The sequence below is a fragment of the Actinoplanes sp. NPDC049599 genome (assembly GCF_044465625.1).
In the GTDB taxonomy this organism is placed as follows: domain Bacteria; phylum Actinomycetota; class Actinomycetes; order Mycobacteriales; family Micromonosporaceae; genus Actinoplanes.
Genome location: NZ_JBITLX010000001.1, coordinates 422,793 through 438,324, shown reverse-complemented (window position 1 = coordinate 438,324; position 15,532 = coordinate 422,793). Strand labels below are relative to the sequence as shown.

The 15,532-nt window shown below is 72.5% G+C and carries 16 protein-coding genes; 5 read left to right on the top strand and 11 right to left on the bottom strand.

Going from position 1 to position 15,532, the window contains the following annotated elements; genetic code table 11:
* Window positions 1-82: 82 nt before the first annotated feature.
* Complete coding sequence (locus tag ACIBQZ_RS01980) at window positions 83-1,525, bottom strand: LVIVD repeat-containing protein (protein WP_396086574.1); 1,443 nt, start codon at window positions 1,523-1,525, stop codon at window positions 83-85.
* Window positions 1,526-1,652: 127 nt separating this feature from the next.
* On the opposite strand from ACIBQZ_RS01980, the gene ACIBQZ_RS01975 reads away from it, so the two are divergent.
* The 4 genes from ACIBQZ_RS01975 (at window position 1,653) to ACIBQZ_RS01960 (ending at window position 4,456) form a co-directional block, all read left to right on the top strand.
* The gene (locus ACIBQZ_RS01975) at window positions 1,653-2,315 is read left to right on the top strand and encodes a DUF305 domain-containing protein (protein ID WP_396086573.1); all 663 of its coding nucleotides are present in this window, start codon (window positions 1,653-1,655) and stop codon (window positions 2,313-2,315) included.
* Window positions 2,316-2,392: 77 nt separating this feature from the next.
* Complete coding sequence (locus ACIBQZ_RS01970; RefSeq protein ID WP_396086572.1) at window positions 2,393-2,692, top strand: hypothetical protein; 300 nt, start codon at window positions 2,393-2,395, stop codon at window positions 2,690-2,692.
* A 74-nt stretch (window positions 2,693-2,766) separates the two neighbouring features.
* Entirely contained in the window at window positions 2,767-3,537 is a 771-nt protein-coding gene (locus ACIBQZ_RS01965; RefSeq protein ID WP_396086571.1) for a hypothetical protein, read from the top strand.
* Between the two features lie 4 nt (window positions 3,538-3,541).
* Entirely contained in the window at window positions 3,542-4,456 is a 915-nt protein-coding gene (locus ACIBQZ_RS01960; RefSeq protein WP_396086570.1) for a RimK family alpha-L-glutamate ligase, read from the top strand.
* Here ACIBQZ_RS01960 and ACIBQZ_RS01955 read toward each other — a convergent pair.
* Window positions 4,437-5,174: an SDR family oxidoreductase gene (locus ACIBQZ_RS01955; RefSeq protein WP_396086569.1), complete on the bottom strand. Its 738-nt coding sequence runs from the start codon at window positions 5,172-5,174 to the stop codon at window positions 4,437-4,439. The two genes, ACIBQZ_RS01960 and ACIBQZ_RS01955, sit on opposite strands and share 20 nt — an antisense overlap.
* Before the next feature lie 94 nt (window positions 5,175-5,268).
* Between ACIBQZ_RS01955 and ACIBQZ_RS01950 the strand changes: the two genes are divergently transcribed.
* Window positions 5,269-5,949 carry a TetR/AcrR family transcriptional regulator gene (locus ACIBQZ_RS01950; protein WP_396086568.1) on the top strand — a complete coding sequence of 227 codons (681 nt, stop codon included), beginning with the start codon at window positions 5,269-5,271 and terminating at the stop codon, window positions 5,947-5,949.
* Here the strand turns inward: ACIBQZ_RS01950 and ACIBQZ_RS01945 are convergent.
* The 9 genes from ACIBQZ_RS01945 to ACIBQZ_RS01905 all read right to left on the bottom strand — a co-directional run.
* Complete coding sequence (locus ACIBQZ_RS01945; RefSeq protein WP_396086567.1) at window positions 5,946-7,103, bottom strand: Gfo/Idh/MocA family protein; 1,158 nt, start codon at window positions 7,101-7,103, stop codon at window positions 5,946-5,948. The two genes, ACIBQZ_RS01950 and ACIBQZ_RS01945, sit on opposite strands and share 4 nt — an antisense overlap.
* Before the next feature lie 59 nt (window positions 7,104-7,162).
* On the bottom strand, window positions 7,163-7,585 hold the full coding sequence (locus ACIBQZ_RS01940) for a DUF6069 family protein (protein WP_396086566.1): 423 nt from the start codon (window positions 7,583-7,585) through the stop codon (window positions 7,163-7,165).
* A complete protein-coding gene (locus ACIBQZ_RS01935) occupies window positions 7,578-8,039 on the bottom strand; it encodes an SRPBCC domain-containing protein (protein ID WP_396086565.1) in 462 nt (153 codons plus the stop codon). The genes ACIBQZ_RS01940 and ACIBQZ_RS01935 overlap by 8 nt, the downstream gene beginning before the upstream one ends.
* Window positions 8,036-8,380 (bottom strand): ArsR/SmtB family transcription factor, encoded by a 345-nt coding sequence (locus tag ACIBQZ_RS01930; RefSeq protein ID WP_396086564.1) that lies wholly within the window; start codon window positions 8,378-8,380, stop codon window positions 8,036-8,038. The genes ACIBQZ_RS01935 and ACIBQZ_RS01930 overlap by 4 nt, the downstream gene beginning before the upstream one ends.
* A 103-nt stretch (window positions 8,381-8,483) precedes the next feature.
* Window positions 8,484-10,559, bottom strand: a complete 2,076-nt coding sequence (locus ACIBQZ_RS01925; RefSeq protein ID WP_396086563.1) for a glycosyl hydrolase family 28-related protein — start codon at window positions 10,557-10,559, stop codon at window positions 8,484-8,486.
* A 141-nt stretch (window positions 10,560-10,700) separates the two neighbouring features.
* Complete coding sequence (locus ACIBQZ_RS01920; RefSeq protein ID WP_396086562.1) at window positions 10,701-11,681, bottom strand: zinc-binding alcohol dehydrogenase family protein; 981 nt, start codon at window positions 11,679-11,681, stop codon at window positions 10,701-10,703.
* 46 nt (window positions 11,682-11,727) lie between these two features.
* The gene (locus ACIBQZ_RS01915; protein WP_396086561.1) at window positions 11,728-13,755 is read right to left on the bottom strand and encodes a hypothetical protein; all 2,028 of its coding nucleotides are present in this window, start codon (window positions 13,753-13,755) and stop codon (window positions 11,728-11,730) included.
* The gene (locus ACIBQZ_RS01910) at window positions 13,752-14,876 is read right to left on the bottom strand and encodes a VWA domain-containing protein (RefSeq protein WP_396086560.1); all 1,125 of its coding nucleotides are present in this window, start codon (window positions 14,874-14,876) and stop codon (window positions 13,752-13,754) included. The genes ACIBQZ_RS01915 and ACIBQZ_RS01910 overlap by 4 nt, the downstream gene beginning before the upstream one ends.
* Window positions 14,869-15,532, bottom strand: a 664-nt coding sequence (locus tag ACIBQZ_RS01905) for a DUF5682 family protein (RefSeq protein ID WP_396086559.1), incomplete at its 5' end; no start/stop codon positions are given. The genes ACIBQZ_RS01910 and ACIBQZ_RS01905, both read right to left, overlap by 8 nt.

Sequence of the window (15,532 nt, the reverse complement as noted above, 5' to 3'; positions counted from 1 at the left end):
AGAGGTTGTCCACGTGACAGCACACTGCCAGACGGAACGGGCCCGGTCTCGGGAAGAGACCGGGCCCACACTCATTCCCGGATCACCACTTGCGGTAGTCGTCCTGGGTCTGCGCGTTGAAAACGTCCGTCTCGGCGCGGCGGGCCGGGTTGGTCCGCCGGTCCTTCAGCTCCAGCACGTCCACGCCCTTGACGATGTCGTTGGAGTAGATGAAGCCGTTGTACCAGTACGCCGACCACGAACCGCCGCCGACGAACTGGGTGGCCGAGAGCGGCCCGCGCTCCCAGTACGCGATCTCCTTGGGCTTGCGCGAGTTGGTGAAGTCCCAGACCGAGATGCCGCCCTGGTACCACGCCTGCACCATGATGTCGCGCCCCGGCACCGGGATCAGCGAGCCGTTGTGGGCCACGCAGTTCTCGAAGTCGGTGTTGGTCCGCGGGATCTTGAAGTAGCTGCGGAACTCCAGCTTGGCCCGCTTGCCCTTGCCGACGATGTCGTAAACGGCGTCGGCGCCGCGGTGGGGGCCGATCTCCGGGTTGCAGGTGGCCGCGCCGCCGCCGCCGAGCTCGTCGGTGAAGACGATCTTGGTGGCCTTGTTGTTGAACGTGGCCGAGTGCCAGAAGGAGAAGTTCACCGTGTCGCGGACGCTCGTGATGACCTTCGGCGCGCTCCGGACCGAGATGTCGAACAGCACCCCGTCACCCATGCAGGCGCCGGCGGCGATGTCCTTCTCCGGGTACGCGGTGATGTCGTGGCAGCCGGTCGTCGGCGACTGCCCCTCGGCGCCACCCGGGTAGCCGCCGTCCGGGAACAGCACCGGGGTCGCCACCACGGCGGCCGCGGCCGGGTTCCCCACCGGCACCCGCACGATGGAGATCTTGTCGTGCGGCAGCGGGCAGTTCGGCAGGTCCGTGCCGGCCAGGTTGTACGACGACACGTACAGGTAGATCGAGTTGTCGCCGCGCTTGCCCGGGATCAGCGTCTGGGTGTGCGAGCCGCAGTCCGTCTTGACCGCCTTGAGGTACTTCGGCGTCAGCGGGTCGCTGATATCGAAGATCTTGATGCCCTCCCAGCGGTCGCCGGGAGCGGCGTTGGTCGAGCCGACGTTGTCGCAGGAATCGTTCGTCCGCTGTGAGTCGGTGCCCAGGAACAGCAGGTTGCCCTTGACCGTCACGTCGTTCTGCGAGCCGGGGCAGAGCACCTGCGCGGCGACGGTCGGCGCCTTGGGCTTGCTGATGTCGTAGACCGTGAAGCCGTTGTAGTTACCGCCGTATGCGTAATCGCCCTGGAAGGCCCAGTCCGAGTTGGTGGAGTTCGCGAACGGGCCCGTCTTCGGCAGATAAGCGACCTGGTTGAGGTTCGGGGTGCTGGCGACCTCGTCGACGCCGGGCGGTGTGCCCGGGTCGGGAACGGGGCTCTGTGCCGCACCGCTGGAGGGGGATGCCAACAGTCCGATGAGGATTGCCGCCGCGCTGAGGCATGCCGTGCGCTTGAGCTGCCGCCCTCGTGAGGCAGTGTGCTTCATGGAGCTCCTTCCGGCTCGCGCACCAAGGGGCAGGATGTTGTCACGGTCGGTGCGCATTCACCTTGGTCGTTACAGTAGTGGCCGGAGGCGGCACGCGGGGGCACAGTTATCCGCACGAGAGGACCCGATGACTCGGCAGAGGACATTGACGCTGGTCACCGTGGCAGCGGTGCTGCTGGCCGCCGGCGGAGGGGCCTGGGCGGCCCGCTCGGGCGACGGCGACCCGGCCGCCGCGCCGCGGCCGGCCGTGAGCTCGGCGCCGCCGGTCCGGGTGGTGCTGCCCGGCAGGCCCGGCGAGTCCGCCCGGGTCACCGACTCGGATCAGGTACGCGCACCCGACGGCTCGACCTACAACACGATCGATGTCGCTTTTGTGCAGATGATGATCGTGCACCACACCCAGGCGGTCGAGATGGCGCGGCTGGCCCCGGAACGCGCCGGTGGCACCGGGCTGCGCGCCCTGGCCGCCCGGATGGACGCCGCCCAGGCACCGGAGATCAACTGGCTGAAGCAGTGGCTGCGGGCCCGCAAGCTGCCCGAGTCCGACCCGCGGCACGACCACAGCACCATGCCGGGCATGCAGACGCCGGCCGCGCTGGCGGCGCTCACCGCGGCCCGAGGCGCCGAGTTCGACCACACGTTCGTCACGATGATGACGGCACACCACCGGGGCGCCCTGCGGATGGCCGGCGACGTGCTGGCCGGCGGCACCGATCAGGCGCTGCACGAGGTGGCCAACGAGATGGCCGTCGAGCAGGGCAGCGAGATCCGGCGGATGGAACAACTCTAGGGAGTTGCCTCGGTCACCTGATCGAGCCGCGGAGATGCGTCGGGGTCCGGTTCCCCGATAGGTTGTCCGGTGTGGATATGAGGGGTGTGGTTCGCCGTACGCGGCTGCCGCTCGTCGTGTCCCTGTTCCTCGCCGCGCTGCTCGGCGCGCCGACCGCGGCCGGCCCGGTCACCGATCCCCTTCCGGTGCCCACCGCCGCCGCCGTCGCCGCCCCGGCCGCCTCGGCTCCCGCGCCGGCCGTCGCCGAGACGATCGTCACCGCGCCGCCGGCCGCCCCGGCGTCGTCGGCCCGGCCGGTCCGGCTCGCCGCTCCCCTCCTGACCGACCAGGTCAGCAGTGCCGCCACCGCGCCGCGAGGTCCGCCCCGCACCGCCTGAACGTCTCGTCACGCCCTCACGGAAGTTCGAGGGTGCTCGATTACCGACCTCTCGCGGTGGACAAGGGATAGATCATGAACTTTGCTGTGGCACTTCTCGTCGGCAACAGCGGCCGGGTGGCCGCCATCTGGCTCGCGCTGATCGTGCTGGCCGTCGTCGCCCTCTTCGCGCTGGCCCTGCCCCGCGGCGTGCACCGCCCGCGGCAGATCTCCGCCTGGCTGGCCGAGAACGCGGCGCAGAAGCGCGCCGAGACCGAGCGCCGGGCCGCGGAGGCCGCCGAGGCGATCCGGTACGCGGACGAGATCGCCGTGGCGGCCAGCGGGGCGGCCAACACCGCCGAGCGCCGCCGCGACGAGTGCCAGTGGGCGCAGGCCGCCGTCGAGGACGCCTGGCAGGCGTACCAGCAGGCGGACGCCACCCTGGCCCGCGCCCGCCGCGCCGCCGCGTACGGCGTCCCGGCCACCCCGGTCTCCGACGACGAGCGCGCCGACCGGGCCCAGGCGCTGCGCCGCTCCGCACAGGCCGCGTACCGCCGGGGCAACCTCTCCGACACCCAGCTGCTGGACGCGCTGACCCACCGCAACGGCTGGGACCCGGCGCTGCACCCGGTCGAGCAGGAGCTGGTGCTGGCCCGGGCGGCGGTCAGCCACCGGTTCGCCGCATACCAGCGCAGCCTCGACGCCGAGAACGCCGCCTGGCAGGCCTCCGACATCGCCACCGCGGCGGTCCGCAGCCTGCGTCTGGAGGTCGCCGCCGCCGAGGCGCTGGCCGGATCGGCCCGGGAGGCCCTGCCGGCCGGCGTCCGCCAGGCCCCGAACGCCCGCCGCGTGCCCGCCGCCGTCTGAACCGATGCGCATCGCCCTGGTGACCTCGCGGTCCTTCCCCGAGGCCAACTGGCACGACGGTGACACCCCGCTGGTGGCCGAGCAGCTCACCGCCCGCGGGGCGACGGCGGCGGTGGTGACCTGGGACGGCGACGAATCGGTCGACTGGGCCGGCTACGACGCCGTGGTGCTCCAGTCGCCGTGGAGCATGTGGCGGCAGGAAGCCCGGTTCGCGGCCTGGCTGCGGGCCCGGCAGGCGGAGGGCACCCGGCTGCTCAACCCGGCGGACGCGGTCGCGCTGGGCTCGGACAAGCGGTATCTGCCCCGCCTCGGTGCGGCCGGCGTCCCGATCGTGCCCACCCTGGTCGTCGAACGGCCCACGGCCGGCGAGCTGCGGGAGGCCTTCCCGCCGGCGGGCTCGCCGCGGCGGACAGTGGTCGCCAAGCCGGTGGCCGCCGGCGGCGCGCTGGGCGCCCGGGAGTTCACCATCAACGAGCTGCCCCAGCTGGTCGCCTACGCCGCGGAGCTGGGCACGGCGATCATCCAGCCGTACGTGCACGCCATCGACACCCACCGCGAGCTCGGCGTGCTGACCTTGGACGGGCGCGTCTCGCACGCGATCACCAAGGCCGCCATCCTCCGGCCCGGGGACGCCACCCGGGCCTTCCATCCCGATCCGCAGCCGTACCGGAGCTTCACCCCGCGGCAGGAGCAGGTGATCACCCGGAGCTACGCCGCGTTGCGTGGGCTGCTGACGCGGGAACCGCTGGCGGTGCGGCTGGACTTCATCATCGCGCCGGACTCGCCGGCCGGGCTGCTGTTGCTCGAGGTCGAGATGGTCGCGCCGGTGAAGTTCTTCGCGCACTTCCCCGCCGAGTGCGCCGCCTATGCCGAGGCGATCCTGGCGCGGGCCGGTGGCGTCACGCCACCCCGCCGTTGACGTAGATCGTCTGGCCGTTGATCCACCGGGCCGGGCCGGCCAGCGCGGAGACGACCTCGGCGATGTCCGCCGGGCGGCCCAGCCGTTGCATGGGGTTCTGCTGCGCCATCCGCTCGATCGTCGCCTCGTCCTTGCCGTCCAGGAACAGCGCGGTCGCGGTCGGGCCGGGCGCCACCGCGTTGACGGTGATGTCGCGGCCGCGGAGTTCCCTGGCCAGGATCGGGCCGATCGCCTCGACGGCCGCCTTGCTCGCCGCGTACGCCGCGTAGGTCGGCAGGTGCAGCCGCGTCACCGAGGTGGAGAAGTTGATGATCGCGCCGCCCGGACGCAGCCGGCGGGCGGCCTCGCCGTCGACCACGAAGGTGCCGCGGACGTTGGTGCGGTGCATCCGGTCCAGGTCGACGAGGCTCAGCTCGGTGACCGGGGCGAGCAGCATGATGCCCGCCGCGTTGACGGCCACGTCGATGCCGCCGTACCGCTGCTCGGCCAGGTCGAAGGCCGCCCGGACCGCGGTCTCGTCGGCCACGTCGGCCTGGATCGCGGCGGCGGACCCGCCGGCGGCCTCGATGGCCGCGACCGCGCTCTCGGCCTCGGTGTTGTTGCCCGCGTAGACGATGACGACGTGCTGGCCGTCGGCGGCGAGCCGCTCGGCCACCGCGCGGCCGATGCCGCGGGATCCGCCGGTGACGATCGCGACGCGGGGCTGGTTGCCGGTCATGGTGACTCCTTCACTCAGGTGCTGACGTTGATAACGTCATCACGTTAGCATCGCTACCGTCAAGCCGCTAACGGCAGAGTGTTATCGTCGTTACATGACAGCGACCACCCGCGACCGGATCATCGAGGCGGCCGCCGCCCTGCTCACCGAGGGTGGCCGGGAGGCGGTGTCGACCCGCGCGGTCGGCGCGGCCGCCGGCGTGCAGGCGCCGACCATCTACCGGATCTTCGGCGACAAGCAGGGCCTGCTGGACGCGGTCGCGAGCCACGGCTTCGGCACCTATCTGCGCGGCAAGGCGGCCCTGGCGCAGAGCGCCGACCCGGTCGAGGACCTGCGGCGGGGCTGGGATCTGCACGTCGGCTTCGGGGTCGAACACCCGGCGTGCTACACCCTCATCTACGGCGAGCCGCGGCCCGGCGTGCGGTCCCCGGCCGCCGCGGAGGCCGCGGCCATCCTCGCCGCCCAGGTTCGCCGGATCGCCGAGGCCGGCCGCCTGCGGGTCAGCGAGGAACGGGCCGCCCACCTGATCCACTCGGCCGGCGCGGGCCTGACGTTCGAGCTGATCGGCCTGCTGCCGGAGCAGCGCGACCCCGAGCTGTCGGCGCTGGCCCGCGAGTCGGTCATCGCCGCGGTCACGACGGATGCCCCCGCCGCCGGCCCCGACGGCGTGACCGGGAACGCGATCGCGTTACGGGCGGCGGTGCCGCGGCTCGCCGGGCTGTCGGCCGCCGAGCGGGCCCTGCTCGACGAGTGGCTGGGCCGGATCGCCACTTAGCGCAGCCGCACCCAGCCGCCGGTGCCGACCGACTCGGCCATCGCGTCCAGCGCCCGCGCGCTGTGCACGGCATCGTCCAGGGTCGCCCCGTACGGCCTGCCCTCCGCCACCGACCGCAGGAAGTGGTACGCCTCGATCACCTTCAGGTCGTCGTACCCCATCGCGATCCCCGCACCGGGCTGGAACGCCGCATACTCCCCGTCCCCCGGTCCGACGTGGACGGTCCGGGTCGGCAGGTCCTGGTACCCGTCCCCCACGCTGACGCTCAGCTCGCCCAGCCGGCGGAAGTCCCACGCCACCGCGCCCCGGGTGCCGTGCACCTCGAAGCCGTAGTTGTTCTGCTGGCCCACCGCGACCCGGCTGGCCTCCAGCACCACCCGGGCACCCGAGGCGAGCCGGAGCTGGCTGGAGACGTAGTCCTCGTTCTCCACCGGGCCCAGCTCTCCCCCGGCGGCCCGGATGTGCCCGGCGGTCGCACCCGTCGGCCGGGCCCGCTCGGTCACGAAGGTGGCGGTGTCGGCGACCAGCGCGGTGATCTCGCCGAGCAGGTGCCGGACCAGGTCGACGCCGTGTGCGGCCAGGTCGCCGAGCACGCCGGTGCCGCCCCGGGCCCGCTCGAAGCGCCAGCTCAGCGCGCCCTGCGGATGCGCGGCGTAATCGCTGAGGAGCCGGAACCTGGCGTGCGTGACGGTGCCCAGCTCACCGCCGGTGATCAGCTCGCGGGCGGCGGCCACCGCGGGCGCGTGGCGGTAGTTGAAGCCGACCGCGCCCTGCACCCCGGACTCGTGGACCGCGGCGGCGACCGCCCGGGCGTCGGCCCCGTCCAGGCCGACCGGCTTCTCGATCCAGATGTGCTTGCCGGCCCGGGCCAGCGCCACGCCCAGCTCCCGGTGCAGGAAGTTGGGCGCGGCGATGCTGACGGCCCGGATGCGCGGGTCGGCGGCCAGCTCACGCCAGTCGAGGGTGGCGGCGGTGAAGCCGTACTGCGCGGCGGCCTCGGCGGCCCGCCCGGGCACCTCGTCGGCGACCGCGACCAGCTCGGGCCGGACGCCGAGCTGCGGGAAGTGGTGCAGCACCCGCAGGTACGACTGGGTGTGCACGCGTCCCATCCAACCGAAGCCGGCGACGGCCACCCCGAGCGCTTCTCGACTCATCCGGCCAGTCTGCCCCTACCCGGGACGCACCGGCTGGCCGACCTGGATCCGCTGTGTCGTCACCCCGCGCCGACCCGGGCCCGGCTCCGCGCGGCGGTGCGGCGGCCCAGCGCCCGGACCGCGACCAGGATGATCGGCACCAGCGTGACGTGGCAGAACGCCAGCGTCACCTTGCTGGTGACGTCGAGGTCGGTGGGCACCGTCATCAGGGCGATCGTGCCGATCGCCAGCAGCGGACCGACGACCAGCGCCGTGCGGACCACCCCCTCGCCGAGCGGCGACAGCAGGGCCACGGCCACCAGACCGACAAGCAACGGTACGGCGCCGAAGGCGGCCACTGTGACACCGTCCACCGTCGCCGCCGCACCGGACGAAGTGAAGCGGAAGGTGCCACCGGCGGCCCGGCCCACCGCGTACAGGATCTCGTTGACGACGACCGCCGTCCCGACGCCGGCCGCGAGGATCAGGAGCCGGTCACGCATCCGCCGGCTCCGTGCCCCGCACCAGGAAGGCCTCGATCCGGTCGAGGGCACCCACCCAGACCTCGTTGACGAAGAAGTCCCGGACCTCGGGCTCCGGGAAGCCGCTGTGCACCACGGTCATCAGGGTGCCGTCGTCGACCGCCTCGAAGGTGATCTCGACCCGGGTGGTCATCGTCCGGCCGTCCGGGCTCATCCCGGTGGAGTCGGTGACCAGCCGGTGCGGCCGGTCGATCTCCAGGAACGTCTGCGTCTCGCGGAACAGGTTGTCGGGGTCGGGCCCCCAGACAGCGGTCTGCTGACCGCCCACCCGGAGGTCGACCTCGATCTCGACGATGCCGGGTTTCTCGTCGAGGATGCTGAACCAGATCTTCTGCTTCTCCGCGTCCGTGTACGCGTCGAAGACATCGTCGGGCGTCGCCGGGAGCCGCCGGGTCATCCGCATGTCGAGGGTCATGGCTGGTGTCCTTCCGTGCCGCGTTCGAGAGTGAAGTAGGCGTCGAGGCCGTCGAGCCGCCGGGCCCAGAGCCGCTGGTAGAAGCTGATCCACGCCATGGCCTCGTCCAGCGGCGCCGCCCCGAGCCGGCACTGCCGCGACCGGCCGACCTTCTCCGTGACGACGAGGCCGGCGTCCTCGAGGACCTGGACGTGCTTTTTCATGCCGGTCAGGCTCATCCCGGCGGGCTCCGCCAGCTCACCGATGGTGGCCGGGCCGGTGCCGAGGCGGACCAGGATCTGCCGCCGGTGCGGGTCCGCCAGCGAGGCGAACACCCGATCGAGAACGTCTTGCTGAACCATGTGGTTCACTTTACGACACTGAACCGATGAGTTCAATAACGCTGGCGGGGACAACGGGAAGGGCGGGCGCCCCGTGGCGCCCGCCCTGTGCCCTACCCGACCGTCACCAGGTGCTGGGTGCCGGCGGCGCGACGACCGGCGGGCGGTCGTCGCAGGTGATCGTGTTCGGCAGTTCCCACGGCGCCAGCCACGGGCCGGTCGTGCCGCCGCCGTCGTTGCCGCCCAGGTCCGTCACGGTGAACTCCGAGCCGGTCGGCTTGAAGTTGAACGCACCGCAGTTGTTGATGCCGACCGCGCCGACGTTGCGGGCGTCGACGTTGGCGAACGAGGCGCCGCCGGCCACCCGGGCGCTGACCACCGAGGTGCCCGTGCCGTCCACCCGGATGTCCTCGAAGGCCACGCCGCTGATCGAGTACAGGTCCTTCACGCCCCACTCGCTGACCAGCATGATCGCGTTGTAGGTGCTGTCCAGGTAGTGGTCGCCGGTGACCCGGATGGCCGCGGTGATGCTCTTGTCCAGCGCGTAGAACCAGATGGCGCCGAGGCCGATCCTCCAGTTCAGTTCGAACGTTCCCGCCCGTACCACGGTGTTGTTCTTGATCGTGAGCGCGCCGGCGAACGGCTCGGCGCCGAACCGGGAGCCGACGTGGATGCCGCTGCCCTCCCGGATCGGGTCGGCGATCAGGTTGTTCGACACGGTGTTGTCGGTGCCGCCGTAGATGGCGATGCCGTTGGCCAGGGTCGGCGTCTGCACGGTGTTGTGGTCGAACGTGTTGCCCGCGTCCGCGGTCCGCTCCGACCACATGGCCAGGCCGTCGTCGCCGGTGTTGCGGACGAAGGTGTGGCGCACCACCGAATCCGTGACGCCGGTGTGGAAGTTCAGCGCGTCGGCGATCTGGTCGACGATCATGGTGTTGCCGACCCGCAGGTTGCGCATCGGGCCGTCGACCCAGATGCCCACCTTGGTGTGCCGGATGTGCAGACCGTCGATGGTGGAGTCGCTGAACGCGCCGCCGATCCCGTTGACCTGATCGGTGTCGATGCGCTCGCGGACGTCACCCTCGATCGCGAAGCCCCGGAGGTGCACGTTGCGGCTGCCGCCGGCGGCGGCGTCCTTGCCGTAGAAGCCGACGCCGGTGTGCACCGAGCCGTCCGGGGCGGGCTCGGGGAGCGTGACCTGCTTGCCCTTGATGATCGTGTACCAGCTGCCGGCGCCCTCGATCGTGACGTCGTCGACGAGGATGTGCCGGTTCACCTGGTATGTGCCCGGCGGCACGTAGACCTTGAGCCGGGCCCGCTTGGCGAAGGCGATCACCTTGTCGAACGCGGCCGCGGAGTCCCGCCGTCCGCTCGGATCGGCGCCGAAGAGCAGCACGTTGGCCGCGGCCAGGTTGACGTGCGGCCGGGCGACGAGCTCCGAGTCGAGCAGGTCGATGACCGTCCACGCGGCGCCGGCCGAGGCGGTGAGCCGCACCCGGTCGCCCGCCCGGTAGGTCCGGCCGAGCAGCAACCGCTGCTCGTCGTAGAAGTGCATCGGCCGGAACGGCTTGTCGATCTGCGGCGTCGGCGTGGTGGCGGACGGCACGCAGGCACACTCGGCGATCCACCAGTCCGGGTGCAGCAGGTCGGCGGTCGGATCGTTGGTGAACGGGTACTGGTTGTAGAGGTACGCGTACTGCGAGGTGAGGGTCAGCTTCCCGGTGCGCTTGCCGTTGACCGCGACGTCGAGGGGCGCGGTGATCCCGCCGCCGGTGGGGGCGTCCGGGATGCTGTACCGCACCGTGACGGCGTTGGCCGCCCGGGGCAGGACGAACTCGACGTACTGGCCGGGGGTCAGCTTGACCGCGGTGCGGCCGGAGGCCTCAGCGGCCAGCGTGTAGGCGGCGCGGTCGGGGCCGATCACGGAACCGGTGAAGCGGGCGTTCTCCGCTTCCTGCTCGACGAAGTTCACCGTGGCGCCGCGGCCGGCGACGAGGGCGGGGTCGAGGGCGGCGCGGGTCACGACGGCGGCTGCGCCTTCGGCGGCTCCGGCCATGGTTTCGGCGGCTGCGGCTTTGGTTTCGCCGGCTGCGGCCTTGGTTTCGCCGGCTGCGGATGCCGGGACGGCCGCGGTGGACAGCAGGGCCAGTCCGACGACGGTTGCGGTGGCCAGGGCGGGCCACCTCGCAGGCAGTGACATCGAGGAGCTCATTTCTCTCGGGAGCGCGACCGGGGACGAGCGCACGGCGGGACGACGCCGTGAGGGTGAGGTGACCTTAGGTCGGCTGTGACGAACTCCACAAGAGCCTGTCGACTAATTTCGCGCTTCTGTTCGCTTCTTTCAGCCGCCCTCGTTGGTCAGCACCACGAACTTGCCCACGGCGACACCGGCTTCCATGTCCGCGTGCGCCTGGACGATCTGGTCGAACCGGTAGGTGCGGTCGAGTGGCACCACGGCCTCACCGGCGGCGACGGCATCGAGGAAGTCCTGCAGCACGGCCGGCGGCAGATCGTCGGCATCGCCGCCGTAGCCGGTGAGCCGGACACCCCGCGGGAGGTAACCGATGGGATAGAAGTCAGGAACGGTCCACTCGTTGGACAACATGCCCGCCATGCAGACAACCCCGAACCGGCAGGCCGCCCGCAGCGTGTCGGGCAGGGTCGGGGTGCCGACCAGCTCGAGGGCGTTGTCCACCCCGCCCGGGAGGATCGCGCGGACCTGCTCGGCCACGGCACCGTCGTCGATGAGCACGTGGTCCACGCCGATGGCACGCAGGGCGCCGGCCTTGGCGGGGCTGCGGGTGGTGGAGAGCACGGTCATGCCGCGTCGCTTGGCGAGGATGGCGGCGGCCATGCCCACGGACGACGTGCCGCCCCGGATGAGCAGGGACTGGCCGGGCTGCGCGTCGAGCCCCTCGGTCAGCGCGCCGTAGGCGGTCTGCATCATCTCCGGCACGGCGCCGAGGGTGGCCCAGTCCAGGTCGCTGCGGAACGCGATCACCTGGGCGGCGGGGACGCACGTGTACTGGGCGTAGCCGCCGTTGAAGGTGCGGCCCATGCCGCCCATCATCGCGAAGACCTGCTGCCCGACGGCGAACTCACCGCCGGGTGCGGCCGCGACCACGCCGGTCGCTTCGATGCCGGGGACCCGGGGGAACGTGACGCCCTCGGCGAGACCGAGCCGGGTGTGCAGCTCGGAACGGTTCAGGCCGAAGGCCTTGACTCTGATCAGCACCTGGCCCGGGTGGGGATCGGGGACGGGGAGCCGGCGAAGGTGCAGGGCCTCGGGCGGGCCCGGAGCGTCCAGAACGATCGCTTCCATAGAATTAGATTCCATGGAAGCAATGTAACGCGACAGCCGGGGGTGCTCATCGCATGTCGGATGCCAGGTTGACGCGGAGGTAGGCGTCCACCCAGGCCTGCGTCGCGGCGTCGCCGGGATCGGGGCCGAGCCGTCCCGCCAGGCCCGTCATGGTCTCGGCCACCCGGCGCAGGCCGGCCTTGCGCAACCGGCCGGCCGACCCGCGCAGCCGCCCGGGCATGGTGGCCGGGGCGTGGTGCAGGCCGCGGTGGGCCAGCTCGGCGAGCAGGGCAGCCGCCTCGTCCAGGGCCTGGCCCAGCGCGTCCGTGGTGCGGGCCGGGGCGTCGTCGGGGTCGGTGCCACGACCGGCGGCGGCGAGATCCGGCACCACCACGGCACCGTCGAGCGCGAAGCCGACCGGGTCGATCACGATGCCGCCACCGGCCCGGCGGACGCTGCCGGCCACGTACCGGAGATCGGCGCGGAGAGCGGCGGCCATGCTGTCGAGCCGGCCGGGGGCACAGGCCGCGTGCACCGCGGAGACCACGGCGGTCACCCCCGCGGCGTCCGCGATCACCGCATCAAGCCGCTGGGCGCCGGGGGCGTAGCTGACCGAGTGGACGGCGGCGACCGGGACGACACGGACCAGCTCGGCCTCGACCCGGGCCCGGATCAGCCGCGGCGGCAGCGCATCAAGCTCCCCGGCGAGGGCGGCGAGGTCGTCGACCAGCAGGACCCGCGGCAGGTCCTGCCAGGACCCCCGCGAGACCATCGCTTCGGTACGGCTCAACCGCCGGGCACCGAGCCGGACGGCACGGCTCGCACTGCGCGCCGCCGATTCGGTGACCACCGCGCCGCCGGCCAACGACCCGATGCTGACCCCGGCAACCCGCCGCGCCGCGAGCTGCGGACCGGTGTCGGCAGTCTCGTAGGAACGCCGCAGGACGAGCACGGTCGCGCTGTTGGCATGGGCGAGGAAAACCTCGACGACCCGCTCCTCCCCGACGACCGACACCCGGGCACCCAGGCCGTCGAGGCGTGCGCGGCGGAGCGGGGTCTCGGAGGCTTCGTCGGTGCCGAGCACGCGGGATCGGAGGGCGCGATGGGACGTGGGCGCTGGCCGATCGGGTTCGGCTTCGGCGGGGGCGCTGGTCACCGAGCGGTGGCGGGCGAACAGCTCGGCCACGTGATCGGCGAGCGCCTCGGGCCGATAGCGGGCGCTGCGATCCCGGTACGCGTCCAGTTGCGCGACGAGGTCGTCCACGGCGAGCAGGGGCCACCGCATCCGGCCGGCTTCGAGCGCACGCCGGACCGTGGTCACGTCCGCCGCGATGCCGGCTCCGACGTGCACGGCGCCCTCGCTCAGCACGACGCCCGCGAGCGCCACGGCCGCCTCCAGACCCGGGCCGCCCGCCGCCGTCCCGCCACCGCCGACCTGCACCTGTACGTCGGGCTCGGCCGGGAAGCGCGCGTCCGCCTCACGGAACGCCCAGACTGCCAGGGCCAGCACGTCGTCGCGTACCCCGGCGACCGCGTCGGTCCGCGCGAAGCCGAGGTCACGCGGCACGAGGAAGCGCACCGTCGCGGTCGGCAGCTCCACACTGGACACCGGATCTCCGGCTCGCGCCCGATGCACCTGCGCGAGGTAACCGGTCCGCTGGGTCCGGAGGGCGACGGCCATCATCCGCTCACCGATGCGCTCCACCAGCTGGGCGTCGGTGAAGTCGCCCGGAGACCATTGCTCCGGAGCCGCGACCTCCTCCCCGGGACGCTCTGGTTCTGGATCGCTCGGTGCGCAGCCGGGATCGTCGGCGGTGAGTTGGTAGGCGAGGACCAGCCCGACGATGTGCCGGCACACACCGGCCGCGCCGCAGCTGCACGTGCCCCGCTCCAGGCCGCCGACCGGCAGCTCCGTCGTCACGCCGTCGTCGTAGGTGGCGCGCACCGTGCCGTCGCCGTTCTCGTCGATCGCCGGCACCGACCGCTCGAGCTCCCGGCTCGCGCGCTTGACCAGGCCGCGGTTCGTCAGCTCCGCCAACGTCTCCGGCGTCAACGCCCGCAGGTCGGCCCGCATCGTGTCTCCCGTCCGCCTCATCGGCCCACCTGTTCCGCGACGAAGGCCGCCAGCTGGCCGGGAGTCATCGCACCCACCGAGGCGCCGACGTCGGCGAGCCGCTGGGCCATGTCGCGGTCGTAGCTGGGGTTGGCGTCCCGGTCCAGCGCGGCCAGGCCGAGGACCTTCGTGCCCTGCTCGACGAGTTCGCGGACCGTGCGGATCAGCAGCGCCGGTGAGCCGCCCTCGTAGAAGTCCGTGATCAGGGCGACGATCGCCCGGCGCGGTTGTTCGATCAGGTCGGCGCCGTAGCGGACCGCCCGGGCGATGTCGGTGCCGCCGCCCAGCTGCACCTTCATCAGCAGCTCCACCGGGTCGTCGACGTCACTGGTCAGGTCGACCACGCTGGTGTCGAAGGCGATCAGATGAGTGCGGACGCCCGGCAGCCCCCACAGGCACGCCGCCGTGACCGCCGAGTGGATCACCGAGTCGACCATGGAACCGGACTGGTCGACCAGCAGGATCACCTGCCACTGGTCGACCTGCTTGCGGGTGCGGGAGAAGAAGTGCGGCGTCTCGATGAACAGGCGCCGCTCGGCCGGCCGGTAGTGGCCGAGGTTCGCGCGGATCGTCCGGGTCATGTCGAAGTCCCGGGCCTGCTTCCACCGGCTCGGCCGGCGCGCCCGGGTGCCGGTGAACGAGGCCCGCACCTCGGTTGCCAGCTTGGCCATCAGGTCGCGGACGACAGCCTCCACGATGCGCCGCGCCAGGCGCAACACCTCGGGATTCATCAGGTGCTTGGTCTGCAGAACCGCCTTGAGCAGCGCCGGATTCGGCTCGACCCGCTCCAGCACGGCCGGGTCGGTGACGATGTCGGTGATCTCGTACCGCTCGATGGCGTCGCGTTGCAGCCGCTCCACCGTCTCCCGGGGGAAGAGCCGGTTGACGTCGTCCAGCCAGTCCACTGTGGTCAGCGCCGACGGGCCGTCGCCACCGGTCCGACCGTCACCGCGGCGCACGTCCCGCTTGTCGAGGTCGCCGTCGCGGCCGTAGAGCCAGTCCAGCGCGGCATCGCGGGCGGCTCCCTCCGGCCCGAGCTGTCCCAACGAGGCCGCCGGCGCGCCGAGCACCAGCCGCCACCGTTCAAGATCCGGGTCAGTCATGTGCCCCACCCATCAGTCCGGCACGACGCAGGACGGTGTCGACGCGGTCGTCCAGCACCATCCCGGCGGCGACCAGCTGCGGATCCGCGACGCCACGCAGCAGGTCCCGCCCGGTGCCACCGAGGCCACGCCGCTCCAGCAACCGGCCGGCGATGATCTCCCGCTCGCGGGGCGGAAAGAACTCGAACGCCTGGCGCAGCGACGGCACGGCGATCAGGAAGTCGTCCGCGGCCATGCCGGACAGCAGCTCGTCGAGCAGCCCGATCACGGCGGGGGTGTGCAGCACCTCTTCCCGCGCCAGGGCGAAAAGGCCGGCCAGCCAGTCCCCCGCCGACTGCGGCAGAAAGGCCCCGCGCACCGCCCGCACCGGATCAAGCTGCCCAACCGTCAGGGGCCGGCCGGGTCCGCCCACGGCATCGGGAGCCGCGTCCGGCGGCGGCCGGGTCTCACCGCCCACGGCATCGGGAGCCGGGTCCGGCAGCTGCACGGCCCCACGCACAGCATCGGGAGCCGGGTCCGGCAGCTGCACGGCCCCGCGCACCGCGTCGGGAGCCGGGTCCGGCAGCTGCACGGCCCCGCGCACCGCGTCGGGAGCCGGGTCCGGCAGCTGCACGGCCCCGCGCACCGCGTCGGGAGCCGGGTCCGGCAGCTGCAGG

Excerpts from the sequence above, each read along its gene's own strand:
- ACIBQZ_RS01980 (WP_396086574.1), bottom strand. The coding sequence starts at position 1,525 with ATGAAGCACACTGCCTCACGAGGGCGGCAGCTCAAGCGCACGGCATGC.
- ACIBQZ_RS01935 (WP_396086565.1), bottom strand. The coding sequence starts at position 8,039 with ATGACCCTCGACATGCGGATGACCCGGCGGCTCCCGGCGACGCCCGAC.
- ACIBQZ_RS01975 (WP_396086573.1), top strand. The coding sequence starts at position 1,653 with ATGACTCGGCAGAGGACATTGACGCTGGTCACCGTGGCAGCGGTGCTG.
- ACIBQZ_RS01910 (WP_396086560.1), bottom strand. The coding sequence starts at position 14,876 with ATGACTGACCCGGATCTTGAACGGTGGCGGCTGGTGCTCGGCGCGCCG.
- ACIBQZ_RS01940 (WP_396086566.1), bottom strand. The coding sequence starts at position 7,585 with ATGCGTGACCGGCTCCTGATCCTCGCGGCCGGCGTCGGGACGGCGGTC.
- ACIBQZ_RS01965 (WP_396086571.1), top strand. The coding sequence starts at position 2,767 with ATGAACTTTGCTGTGGCACTTCTCGTCGGCAACAGCGGCCGGGTGGCC.
- ACIBQZ_RS01945 (WP_396086567.1), bottom strand. The coding sequence starts at position 7,103 with ATGAGTCGAGAAGCGCTCGGGGTGGCCGTCGCCGGCTTCGGTTGGATG.
- ACIBQZ_RS01950 (WP_396086568.1), top strand. The coding sequence starts at position 5,269 with ATGACAGCGACCACCCGCGACCGGATCATCGAGGCGGCCGCCGCCCTG.
- ACIBQZ_RS01960 (WP_396086570.1), top strand. The coding sequence starts at position 3,542 with ATGCGCATCGCCCTGGTGACCTCGCGGTCCTTCCCCGAGGCCAACTGG.
- ACIBQZ_RS01920 (WP_396086562.1), bottom strand. The coding sequence starts at position 11,681 with ATGGAAGCGATCGTTCTGGACGCTCCGGGCCCGCCCGAGGCCCTGCAC.
- ACIBQZ_RS01915 (WP_396086561.1), bottom strand. The coding sequence starts at position 13,755 with ATGAGGCGGACGGGAGACACGATGCGGGCCGACCTGCGGGCGTTGACG.
- ACIBQZ_RS01955 (WP_396086569.1), bottom strand. The coding sequence starts at position 5,174 with ATGACCGGCAACCAGCCCCGCGTCGCGATCGTCACCGGCGGATCCCGC.
- ACIBQZ_RS01930 (WP_396086564.1), bottom strand. The coding sequence starts at position 8,380 with ATGGTTCAGCAAGACGTTCTCGATCGGGTGTTCGCCTCGCTGGCGGAC.
- ACIBQZ_RS01925 (WP_396086563.1), bottom strand. The coding sequence starts at position 10,559 with ATGTCACTGCCTGCGAGGTGGCCCGCCCTGGCCACCGCAACCGTCGTC.
- ACIBQZ_RS01970 (WP_396086572.1), top strand. The coding sequence starts at position 2,393 with ATGAGGGGTGTGGTTCGCCGTACGCGGCTGCCGCTCGTCGTGTCCCTG.